We start from the raw sequence: 12,239 nt of genomic DNA on the forward strand, positions 1-12,239 counted from the left end.
CCAGTACTTCTTGTTTCACTTGATTCGTAACTACCTACTTCCTGCGTAGGTCTAGGATTTATACAAAATTGCATCTCGAAAGCTACATTTATTGTCTCATTCGATTGCCCGCGATCATAAAACAACTTTACACGCTCATAAATCCCCACGGTCGATCATATCTGCCCCTCAGTCGCTCATACATACACCCCAAGCGATCATAAATACAATGAACTCGATCATAAAACCATTCCAAACGCTCATACAGCAGTTTCTTCCTATACTCTCTGTTAGGTTACGACTCGTATAGAATATCCTTTCAATCTCTTGAACAATTATTTCACATCAAATCCAATCAAAAAACTCCCCAGCCGTTCGGACGGCCAGAGAGTACTTTTAATCCACTATTTATTCCTTAATCAATTCCAAATCAACCGGAATATCCGCATCTACATCTTCGCCATTCAATACAGCAACCGCGGCTTCCATTGCTTTCTTCCCAATTTCTTCAGGTTTTTGTGCAATCGTAGCTGCTAGTTTTCCGTCTTTTACGGATTTAACTGCATCGTCTGTTGCGTCAAATCCGATGACGACGATATCTTTTCCAGCAGACTGAATCGCTTCTAATGCACCTAACGCCATTTCGTCATTATGAGCGAACACGCCTGTAATTTCTGGGTTAGCTTGTAGAATGTTTTCCATTACAGTCAAACCTTCCGCACGGTTGAAGTTCGCAGTTTGTTTAGCTACGATGTCTACTTTCCCGTCGACTGCTTCGTTAAAGCCTTCTCCTCGATCACGAGCTGCCGAAGATCCTGCAATCCCTTCAAGTTCAGCAACTTTGGCATTTTCACCTAACAATTCAAGCAAATATTCTCCAGCCAATACACCGCCTGCTTTATTGTCAGATGCGATATGTGAAACAACTTCTCCACCTTCAGCGCTGCGGTCTACTGTGATGACTGGAATGTTGGAATTATTTGCAGATTCCACTGCAGATACAACAGCTTCTGAATCTGTCGGATTGATGATCAATAAATCGACACCTTGTTGAATTAAATCTTCTACGTCACTTGCTTGTTTAGACGCATCGTCCTGCGCATCGACTACGATGATTTTCGCTCCTGATTCTTTCGCCTGCTCTTTTGCCCCTTCACTTAACGTCACGAAGAATGGGTTATTCAAAGTTGAAACGGAAAGACCGATTTTAAACTCTTTGTCTCCATCTTTTCCTGCATCCTCATTATCTGACGAGGACTTCGAACCCGGCTGCTCTGTAGAACAAGCGGCCAATACTAAAACGACTACCATAAGTAATGCCCATTTCATTTTCTTCATTCTGTATACATCTCCTTATGCTGTTTTTTTACGATCCAAGAGAACCGCAATTAATATTACTGCACCCTTTACAACCTGTTGGAAGAAAGAGGATACACCAATCAAATTCAGACCATTGTTCAGAACACCGATAATCAATGCACCGACCAACGTACCGACAATCCAGCCTCGTCCGCCAGTCAAACTTGTCCCGCCAAGAACAACAGCGGCAATCGCATCGAGTTCAAACATATTCCCTGCAGTCGGCTGAGCTGAATTCAAACGCGACGTCAGAATCAACGAAGCGATCGCAGTCAAACCACCTGCCAATGAATATACATAAATCTTAATTCGATCGACATTAATACCAGATAAACGTGACGCTTCTTCATTACCGCCCACTGCATAAACTCGGCGGCCAAATGTCGTCTTCTTTAAAATGAAGTAGAGCACCGCAAAGGTAATGGACATCGTAATGACCGGTACCGGAATACCGAAAAAGTATCCTTTGCCTAACATTGTGAAGACTGCAGAATCCCCTAGGCCTGAAATCGGGCGTCCTTCTGTATAGACAAGTGTCAGCCCTCGGAAAATCGTCATCGTTGCAAGTGTTGCGATAAATGGTGCGACTTTCCCTTTCGCGATAATCAAACCGTTGATCGCTCCGAGTATCACACCGAGTAATACGCCAAGCAACATCGCAAGCAACGGATCCATACCGCCCGACATCATACCTGCCGTCACTGCACCTGTTAAAGCCAGGATGGATCCGACCGATAGATCAATACCGCCGGTCAAAATAACGAACGTCATCCCGAACGCAATCAAGGCATTAATGGACACTTGACGCAGCACATTAAATAAGTTATTCAGTGTCAAAAAGCTTGGGCTCATAATTGAAATAATAACAATGATCAGAAGCAGTCCAATTACTGGACCTAGTTTCTGTAACGACCCCTTCATATTAGGCTTGGACAACTTTGTCACCTCCTGTTGCAAAATGCATAATCCGTTCTTGTGTCATGTCCTCTTTCGGAATGTCCGCCATCAACTGACCTTCATGCATGACCAAGACGCGATCCGCCATACCGATGACCTCCGGCAATTCAGATGAAATCATTACGATCGCCACTCCCCGTTCAGCTAATTCATTGATAATGCTGTAAATTTCTTTCTTTGCTCCGACATCCACACCTCTTGTCGGTTCATCCAAAAACAAAATATCCGGCTCGATCCCCAACCATTTCGCAATGACGACTTTTTGCTGATTGCCGCCACTCAACGACTTCACTGCCTGTTCAGGACCGGATGTTCGAACGCGCAACCGTTTCGACATCATATCGTAAAGCGCATTTTCTTTCCCCTTCCGGATAATTGCCGATTGGGAAATGCGATCAAAATTCGTCAAACTCATATTGTCCCTTACAGAGAAATCCAAAATCAGTCCTTCTGATTTCCGGTCTTCTGTGACGTATCCAATGCCAAGCTTTTTTGCCTGCAAAGGATTTGAGATTTTTACCGGTTTGCCGTCAATAAAAATCTGGCCGGAAGTCAGTTTCCTATACCCGAATATGGATTGGATGACTTCTGTTCTGCCTGCACCCATCAAACCTGCAATGCCTAGAATTTCACCTTTGCGCACTTCGAACGACACATCTTCGAAAAATCCGTCATGCGTCAAACCTTCCACTTTCATCTTGACATCGCCGATATCATGTGACCGTTTAGGGAACCGTTCCCCTAATTCCCGGCCTACCATCATTTGCACAATTTCTTCAAATGTCGTTTCTTTAATTTTCCGTACACCGACATACTGGCCGTCCCGTAAAATCGTGATTCGATCACACATCGCAAAAATTTCTTCCATCCTATGCGAAATATAAACGAACGACACTCCTTGTGCCTGCAATGAACGAACCGTCTCAAATAACGTTTCGATTTCCCGATCGGTCAAAGCAGCAGTCGGCTCATCCATGATAATCACTTCTGCATTGGATGAAACTGCCTTTGCGATCTCGATAATCTGCTGTTTACCGACAGAAAGCTCGCGCGTGACCGTACGTGCATCGATATCGAGTCCCAATTTGGATAAAATCTCTTCAGCTTGCCGGTTCATTTCTTTCGTCTTTAAGATACCGCTTTTGCCAAACGTCTGCTCATTACCTAAATAAAAGTTTTCCGCCACCGTCAAGTCCGGTAGAATATTTAGCTCTTGGTGAATGACCGCAATGCCCGCTTCTTCTGCTTCTTTTGCGTTCTTGAACTCCACTTTCTCTCCTTTGACCCACACTTCTCCCGCATCACGCGAATAAATGCCGGTCAAAATCTTCATCATTGTGGATTTACCTGCTCCGTTCTCACCCATGAGCGCATGGATTTCGCCTTTTTTCACTTCAAATTGGACGTCTTCCAACACTTTGTTTCCATTAAAGCTTTTTGAAATTCCACTCATCGCAATCATCTCTGCTCACCCACTTTCAGAATATGACGCCTGACTGCAAAATACAATTCGCATACGGTGTCGCTTCTCCTGTACGAATAATGACCTTGGACTGTTTGGACAATTCTTTTAGTTCTTCGTGAGAAACCTCGGTGAACGGGCTTCCTACTCGTTCCATTTCTTCATATATCTCAATATTCTCGGCTTTCATTTCTTCCGCGATATACACTTTCTCCGCTTCAAAATCCTTCAGCAATTCGAATAAAATCTCTGTGAAACCCGGCTTTCCAAGCTTGTAAGACAAGTCGATGCAAGGCACGCCTTCAGGAATCGGAAGACCGCAATCTGCGATCGTCAATTGATCGGTATGTCCCATTCTCGCAAGCACTGCCGCTAGTTCACGATTGATCATTCCGTTTTTCTTCATTGTACTTCTGATCCTTCTTCCATACGTTTTTCCACTTCTTCAGAAGCGGGCATTCCGCCTTGCGCACCGAACTTTTCCACGGACAGCGAAGCCGCTGCATTGGCGAAACGAACAGCTCGCTCAAGATCCATTCCTTCGACGATGCCATGAGCAAGCGCACCGTTGAATGTATCCCCTGCTCCTGTCGTGTCAACAGCTTTCGTCTTGAAACCTTCCACGATCACATGTCGCTGCCCATCAAAATAACGCGCCCCTTCACTGCCGAGCGTCACAATCAATCGGTTTGGATGCGTCTCTAACGCATCGACCATATCGACTCCGAAAAGCTGTTCACACTCGGTTTCATTTGGCGTTAAATACGTAATGAACGGCAACATTTCCGCTTTGAATCCTCCGGCAGGTGCCGGATTCATCAAAACAGGCACACCGAATTCGCGGCATTTTTCCAGTGCATACATGACGGTTGGAATCGGAATCTCCAGCTGGAACATAACGACTTTACTTTTCTTGATGACTTCGTCCATCGCGTCGATATGAGCCGGCGTCAGCAATGAATTCGCACCCGGCACCACGATGATCCGGTTATCGCCTTCCGACAATAAAATATTAGCGATCCCTGAAGCGCCGTCTACCACGCCAACTCCTGTACAATCGACTTCATTCTTTTGCAAATTGCTTACGATACTCTTGCCGAACATATCGTCACCTACACAGCACACCATATGGACACTGCTTCCAAGCCTTGCTGCCGCAACCGCTTGATTCGCACCTTTCCCTCCGGGTACTGTATCAAAAATATCGCCGAGAACTGTCTCGCCCTGCGTAGGGAAATTATCCGTCCCAACAACTAAATCCATATTGGCACTGCCGATCACCGTTATCATCAAGCTCCACTCCTTGTTGTTCCTCGAATAATCAATTCAGCTTGTATCTGAATTTCACGCTCTTCCAGTTCCTTTCCTTCAATCAATTTAATGAGCATCCTGGATGCTAACGCACCAATCTGGTACAGGTCCTGAGCCACCGTCGTTAAACTCGGTGTCAGCTGGCCTGCAAGCATCGTGCCGTCATATCCGACAATTTGCAATTGATCCGGCACAGAGATACCTAGCGAATAGGCCGCTTTCATTGCGCCTGCCGCCGATACATCACTACTCGCGAAAATACCGTCGATGGACTGTTGCTGTAAAATAGTCCGTGCAATCGACTCAGACGCATCAAATTGGAACGGACTTTCCACTACCTCTATTTCTATATCTTTGCCTTCTACTGCATCCATAAAACCCATCAAACGATCATCTGCCGGGCCTAATCCAGATGGTCCTTTCATACAAAGGATTTTCCGACAACCGTTCGCCAGTAAATGCTCCGTCCCGATACGCGCACCTTCTCTATTATCTGTCGCCACCAAAGGAATTGACGGATGGATCCGACGGTCAATGGCGACGATTGGAACATTCAAATCTGTATAATGGGAGGTTTCTGCATGACTCGCCGCCACTATGAATCCCGCAACATATTTTTGCTGCAACGTATTAAGATAATGAATTTCCTTCTCAATCTTTTCATCCGAATTACATAGAACGACGGTGTAGTCATACTCTAGCGCCACGTCTTCTATTGCACGAGCCAACTCAGGAAAAAACGGATTGACGATGTCTGGCACGATCAATCCGATAAACATGGCTTGCTTTGTATTTAGCGAACGCGCCACTAAACTCGGTCGATAATTCAGCTCCTCAACCGCCGCTGAAATCACACGTTTCGCTTCTTCACTAATATAGCCCTTATTATTCAAATAACGTGAAACAGTCGCTACTGAAACTCCTGCCTTCTGGGCAACATCCCGTATATTCGCCAACCATTCCACCTTCATTCTGGTCTTGTGTAACCGGTACCACATTCATACAATGTGGTACCGGTTACACATAATATATCAACTGGGAATTTTGATGTCAATAGAGGAAACGAACAAAGATGGAAGCTGGTTGTGGTGGAGAAAACTCGGGAGGTATTCTGAAAATAAGAAGCCGCGTAAAGCACCAAACTCGGGTGGTACCGAACCAAAGTAGCGTAGGAACGAACCAAAGTCATGCCGGATCGAACCAAAACTCTTCCCGACCGCACATTAGTCCAGTTGCAACGAACCAAACCAGCCATGCACCGCACCTTTCTATCGCTATGGCAACTAATTAAATATATAAATGAAGTCACCCTGATAACGTTTTTTCAACAGGATATTTTTTCAACCAATGGACAACAAGATTCAACAGTAACAGGGCGTGATACCAACTGTCATAGGGATGCGTTATAATGGGTGGATGAAGACTTAAAATTGATCGGTAACGGAGGCTCTTATGCATAAATTTGATGAATCTTTTGTTGATATTCTTATTCAGTTTGAAAACGATAGGAAGTGGATGTCTGTCCAGAATTGGATGGTCGAAACTCCAGCCTTTATTCAATCCAATAAGACCTTACTTGAAGCGGCGAAAGTAATGAAAGAACTTAAGTTAGACTTTCTTCCCATAGTGGATCCGCATCATAAACCATATGGCGTCGTGACTCCTAAAGATGTGATGGAAGCTTTCGTTAACGGCGATGAAGGCGATGATTTACTTGAGACCTTCCCTACTCTGCAAGTTGCACAAATAGAAGAGAACACACTTTTAAGCGATCTGGCTCCCCTCCCTACGGATGTATTTTTGATTACGGATCAACACGGAGTGCTGACGGGCCTCATCACATACAAGGAAATCTTTAGTGGGATTGCCGCTTTGATGGAGAGCTATGTGAAGAACGATAAAGTTTCCGACGTTTTAGATGTCATCTTGGAAAAAGCGTACGAAGGTGTGGCGGTTGTAGATGAAAATGGGATAATCATTGAATTTAATGCAGCTTATAGTAAATTTACTGGAGTTCCGAGAACAGAAGCGATTGGCAGGCATGTCACAGACGTGATCGAAAACACTAATCTGCATGAAACGGTTCAAAAAGGAATCCCAGAACGTGGGGTCCTTCAGAATATTCAAGGCCAAGACATGGTAGTGCACCGAATTCCTATTTGGAAGAATGGCAAAGTGGTAGCTGCAATCGGTATGCTAATCTTTGAAGGCGTTTCGGATATTTATCGTATATACGAACGGCTGCAGCTTCAGAAGATCATGTCGGATACTGAATCACCCCCTTCCTCCCAAGATAATCTCTCAAGTTTCGATCAAATCATCGGCTCGAGTGAAGCTATTTCTAATTTGAAACGAAAAGCACGGACAGCTGCGCGTACACAAGTCGTTGTATTATTGAATGGAGAACATGGAACCGGAAAAAAAGCATTTGCGGAAAGTATTCATCACCTAAGCCCACGGAATGCGGAGTCATTCATCTCCATTTCATGCAAGAATGAGGAACCACACATAATAGAAGATCAGCTTTTGGGGAATCCAGATGGAGAGCCTGGCATACTTTCAGGGGATAGAAAAGGCACGCTCTACTTGCAGGATATCGACTTCCTGCCTATAGCTATTCAAAAGAAATTGCTAAATGTCCTGCGAAAAAAACCAGTGGACCTCCCCATTCAGCTAATCATCTCATCTACACGGAATTTAAGTGAACTGGCAGAAACGAATGATTTCAGTTCGGAGTTGTATGCACAATTAAATCCATTACAACTCATCATTCCGCCACTTCACGAAAGAAAAGAGGATATCCCTTTCTTATTGTCACACTTCATGCGTGAAATTTGTTTTGCTTATAAAATTCCAGAAAAATCCTTTTCACCATCTGCCGTAACCTATTTAATGAACCACCGTTGGAACGGTAACATTGAGGAATTAGTCGTCGTCATAGAGGACTTGGTTAAGAGAGTTCCTTCCGAAATCATCGAGCAGACCGACTTGCCACAAAGCATCTTGAACGAGCAAAGCGTTGCCACATTAGAAAGCATGAGAGAAAAACAAGATTCAGAGGAAAAAAGAATTATTTTAGACTTATTGGATCAAACGGATGGGAATAAGTCACGTACTGCAGAGTTACTGGGCATCCATAGAACAACTTTGTATAAAAAATTAAGAAAATTTAACATCTTGACTTGAGTGTAGCCTCAGTGCTACACTCAAGTCATCAATAAAAAGTGTAGCTAATCAGCTACACTTTTTTATTACCTGTTTTGAATTCACTGAAGGTTCTAACAGAGTTATAGAACAAAAAGGAGCTGAAGCAATGGGAACTAGTAAAACTTTTCAAATGCCACCGACTATACTTTATCTACAAGATTCTTTTAAGCTAGTTGGTGAAAAAGCTTCCTTACATGGTAAAAAAGCGTTAATCATCAGCGACCATGTGATGGAAAAACTAGGTTATATTGAAGATTGCCAAAAATATTTATCCAGTAACTCCGTCGACAGTATTGTTTTTCTCGGGGTGGCTTCAGAGCCTACAGATCAATATGTAGAGAACTCGCTACAACTTTTTCAACATCAACAATGCGATCTCATTATTTCATTAGGAGGCGGAAGTTGTATCGATACTGGGAAAGCAGTCGCGGTACTGGCTGCCAACGGAGGGTATATCGGAGATTATATGGGACAGCAAAAAATAGCCGACCAAACACCCATACCTCATATTGCAATTCCAACAACTGCCGGAACAGGTTCAGAAGCAACAGATGTTACTGTCATCACAAATTCAACTACTCAAGTAAAAATGATGATTAAACAGCCTGCCTTTATGCCAAATATTGCGATTGTTGATCCTTTATTAACTCTCTCCTCACCACAGAATGTGACAGCCGCCACGGGAGTAGACGCACTGAGTCATGCGATCGAAGCGTATATCTCTAAAAAGGCTCATCCGATGACAGATATGATGGCCCTATCAGCTATCAAACTAATTTCCGAAAATCTCTACAAAGCCTACACGGAGGGACAAAATCTTGGAGCAAGAGCAGGTATGTCCCTTGCTGCATTACAGGCAGGAAGCGCATTTTCAAATGCTTCTGTATGCCTGGTACATGGCATGTCCAGGCCAATCGGGGCACTATTTGATGTACCACATGGCTTTTCAAATGCGATGCTTTTGCCTGCTATATTAGAGTATAGCAAGGATTCATGTATTGATAGACTCGCAGACATTGGAAGAATATTTTCACCCAAAGCCAAGCAATTCACAAACGAAGATGCAGCCGAATTTGCCGTTCAGTGTATCAAAGATTTATGCAATTCATTGAACATCCCTAACCTAGAAAAATGGGGAATTCCTCGAGATGGATTTGTAAGCGCTATCAACAAAATGTCAAAAGACGCTATGGATAGTGGAAGTCCCGGCAATAATCCAAAAGTGCCGACTGAAGAAAATATCGCGAATCTTTACCAAGTTTGCTACGACTACCAGTTTTAATAAATAGGAGGTCATAAAGATGACAATAACAAAAATTGAAACACTAAAAAACTATATTAACGGTGAATGGGTACCGGCTACAACTGATCAAACAGAAGAGGTCTACAACCCTGCGACAGGTGAAGTCATCGCCAATGTTCCGATTTCCACAAAAGAGGATTTAGATTCTGCAGTCCAAGTTGCCAGCGAAGCATTTGTCACATGGAAAGAAGTTCCTGTGCCGCGCCGTGCTCGAATTCTTTTCAAGTATCAGCAACTGCTGGTGGATCATTGGGATGAGCTCGCTCGGATCATAACAGTTGAAAATGGTAAGAATTTTACAGAAGCACATGGTGAAGTTCTTCGTGGTATCGAATGCGTGGAATTTGCGGCAGGTGCTCCTACGTTAATGATGGGTGACAATTTACCATCCATCTCGACAGGTCTGGAATCGGGAACTTACCGCTATCCGGTCGGTGTCGTCGGTGGAATCACACCGTTCAACTTCCCAATGATGGTTCCATGTTGGATGTTTCCGATGGCGATTGCCACGGGGAATACATTTGTATTGAAGCCTTCTGAGCGCACGCCGCTGTTGGCAAACCGATTGGCTGAACTGCTGGAGGAAGCTGGTCTACCAAAAGGTGTCTTCAATATTGTCCACGGTGCACATGATGTGGTGAATGGAATCTTGGATCATAAAAAAATCGCGGCCATTTCATTTGTCGGATCTCAGCCTGTTGCTGAATACGTGTATAAGCGGGGCACCGATAATCTGAAGCGTGTCCAAGCCCTGGCCGGAGCAAAAAATCACTCCATCGTTCTAAAAGATGCGAACTTGGAAAACGCAGCCACCCAAATTATCAATGCGGCATTCGGTTCAGCAGGCGAACGTTGCATGGCGTGTTCGGTAGTCGCAGTTGAAGACGAAATCGCAGACGAATTCGTTGAAACATTACTCAATCGAGCAAATGAACTGACAATTGGAAATGGGTTAGATGAAGGTATATTCCTAGGTCCCGTCATCCGAGATACGCATAAAGAGCGTACGGAACAATACATTGCAACTGGGGAAAAAGAAGGTGCTACATTGATTCGTGACGGTCGTCTAGACAACGCAGCTCAGGAAAAAGGCTATTTTGTCGGACCGACTATTTTTGATCACGTGACAAGTGAGATGAAAATTTGGCAAGACGAGATATTCGCTCCTGTCCTTTCGATTAGCCGAGTGAAAAACTTGGATGAAGCTATTGAATTATCAAACCACTCCATGTTTGCTAACGGCGCTTGTATTTTCACTAGGGACGGCGGTCATGTCCGTACATTCCGCGAGAATATCGATGCCGGAATGCTCGGAGTAAACATCGGTGTACCGGCGCCGATGGCTTTCTTCCCTTTCTCAGGTTGGAAGGATTCGTTTTACGGCGACCTGCACACCAACGGGAAAGATGGTGTGAACTTCTATACACGGAAGAAAGTCATGACTGGGCGTTGGGAATAAGAGAAGTACTATACTAAAAAACAACTAAAGGAGGACGTAACATGTATGACTTTTTCGCACCGACCGTAAACTTTTTCGGAAATGGTTCAGTTGAGGTAGTTGGTGAACGCTGTGAAATACTGGGCGGTAAAAAGGCTTTAATTGTAACAGATAAATTTCTAAAAGGACTGGAAAATGGACCTGTTACCAAAGTCGTCAACTCATTGAATAAGGTCGGAATCAATGTCGCCTATTTTGACGGAGTAGAACCAAATCCTAAAGATTATAATATTTACGACGGTTTGAAAGAGTACCAAGAAAAAGAATGCGATCTGATTATCACAGTGGGCGGAGGCAGTGCACATGACTGCGGAAAAGGGATAGGTATTGCCGCAACGCATGACGGCGATTTATATGAAAACTATGCAGGTATTGAAAAACTGCAACATCCACTGCCCCCTATTGTCTGTGTCAATACAACCGCAGGAACAGGCAGTGAAGTTACACGCCATTGCGTCATCACGAATGTTGAAAAGAAAATAAAATATGTTATTGTGAGCTGGAGAAATACACCACTCGTATCTATAAACGACCCTGAGCTAATGATTGATAAACCAGCAAGCTTAACAGCAGCAACCGGAATGGATGCTTTAACCCACGCAATTGAATCGTATATATCGCTTGGAGCAAATGCCGTCACGGACTCTATGGCCATTCAAGCCATAAAACTTATTTCCGACAACTTAAGACAGGCAGTGGCCAATGGACGCAATATGATTGCCCGGGACAATATGACAAACGCCTCCCTGCTCGCCGGCATGGCGTTCAATAATGCAGGATTAGGCTACGTCCATGCCATGGCACACCAATTAGGCGGTCTATACGATATTCCACACGGCATAGCAAACGCTGTTTTGCTGCCGCATGTACTGGAATACAACATGATTTCAGACCTGGAAAAGTTCGCAAACATCGCGGAATTCATGGGAGAAAACATCGAAGGAATCTCAAAACGGGATGCCGCATTTAAAGCAATAGAAGCTATCAAAAACCTATCGAAAGACGTCAATATTCCAAGCAATCTTCAAGCACTCGGTGTGAAGTCCTCAGACTTCGAATTAATGGCGAGACTTGCTCTAGAAGACGGAAACGCCGGAAGCAACCCGATTCAAGGCACCGAAAAAGATATTATCGGTATTTTTAAAGCAGCCTACTGAAACAGT

At 44.1% G+C, this 12,239-nt stretch carries 10 protein-coding genes; 4 read left to right on the top strand and 6 right to left on the bottom strand.

Features of this window, described 5'->3' with window-relative positions:
• Window positions 1–387: 387 nt before the first annotated feature.
• From rbsB to H7J92_RS03995, 6 genes are read right to left on the bottom strand one after another with little or no spacing between them, the layout of a single operon-like run.
• A complete protein-coding gene (gene rbsB / locus H7J92_RS03970) occupies window positions 388–1,317 on the bottom strand; it encodes a ribose ABC transporter substrate-binding protein RbsB (RefSeq protein ID WP_078817148.1) in 930 nt (309 codons plus the stop codon).
• 15 nt (window positions 1,318–1,332) lie between these two features.
• Window positions 1,333–2,259 carry a ribose ABC transporter permease gene (gene rbsC / locus H7J92_RS03975; protein ID WP_078817363.1) on the bottom strand — a complete coding sequence of 309 codons (927 nt, stop codon included), beginning with the start codon at window positions 2,257–2,259 and terminating at the stop codon, window positions 1,333–1,335.
• A gap of 1 nt (window position 2,260) precedes the next feature.
• Window positions 2,261–3,757 (bottom strand): sugar ABC transporter ATP-binding protein, encoded by a 1,497-nt coding sequence (locus tag H7J92_RS03980; RefSeq protein WP_221835463.1) that lies wholly within the window; start codon window positions 3,755–3,757, stop codon window positions 2,261–2,263.
• A gap of 16 nt (window positions 3,758–3,773) precedes the next feature.
• Entirely contained in the window at window positions 3,774–4,163 is a 390-nt protein-coding gene (gene rbsD, locus H7J92_RS03985; protein WP_078817146.1) for a D-ribose pyranase, read from the bottom strand.
• On the bottom strand, window positions 4,160–5,047 hold the full coding sequence (rbsK, locus tag H7J92_RS03990) for a ribokinase (RefSeq protein WP_078817145.1): 888 nt from the start codon (window positions 5,045–5,047) through the stop codon (window positions 4,160–4,162). The genes rbsD and rbsK overlap by 4 nt, the downstream gene beginning before the upstream one ends.
• Entirely contained in the window at window positions 5,047–6,033 is a 987-nt protein-coding gene (locus tag H7J92_RS03995; protein ID WP_343228070.1) for a LacI family DNA-binding transcriptional regulator, read from the bottom strand. Before H7J92_RS03995 ends, rbsK begins: the two co-directional genes overlap by 1 nt.
• Before the next feature lie 487 nt (window positions 6,034–6,520).
• Here H7J92_RS03995 and H7J92_RS04000 point away from each other — a divergent pair, with 487 nt between their 5' ends.
• From H7J92_RS04000 to H7J92_RS04015, 4 genes are all read left to right on the top strand, one after another.
• Window positions 6,521–8,254 carry a sigma-54-dependent Fis family transcriptional regulator gene (locus H7J92_RS04000; RefSeq protein ID WP_221835465.1) on the top strand — a complete coding sequence of 578 codons (1,734 nt, stop codon included), beginning with the start codon at window positions 6,521–6,523 and terminating at the stop codon, window positions 8,252–8,254.
• Window positions 8,255–8,381: 127 nt separating this feature from the next.
• Window positions 8,382–9,557: an iron-containing alcohol dehydrogenase gene (locus H7J92_RS04005; RefSeq protein ID WP_221835466.1), complete on the top strand. Its 1,176-nt coding sequence runs from the start codon at window positions 8,382–8,384 to the stop codon at window positions 9,555–9,557.
• Window positions 9,558–9,576: 19 nt separating this feature from the next.
• Complete coding sequence (locus H7J92_RS04010) at window positions 9,577–11,037, top strand: CoA-acylating methylmalonate-semialdehyde dehydrogenase (RefSeq protein ID WP_221835467.1); 1,461 nt, start codon at window positions 9,577–9,579, stop codon at window positions 11,035–11,037.
• 41 nt (window positions 11,038–11,078) lie between these two features.
• Window positions 11,079–12,233 (top strand): iron-containing alcohol dehydrogenase, encoded by a 1,155-nt coding sequence (locus H7J92_RS04015; RefSeq protein ID WP_009766030.1) that lies wholly within the window; start codon window positions 11,079–11,081, stop codon window positions 12,231–12,233.
• The last annotated feature ends 6 nt before the right edge of the window (window positions 12,234–12,239 follow it).

Source organism: Sporosarcina aquimarina, from assembly GCF_019748715.1.
Taxonomy (GTDB): domain Bacteria; phylum Bacillota; class Bacilli; order Bacillales_A; family Planococcaceae; genus Sporosarcina; species Sporosarcina newyorkensis.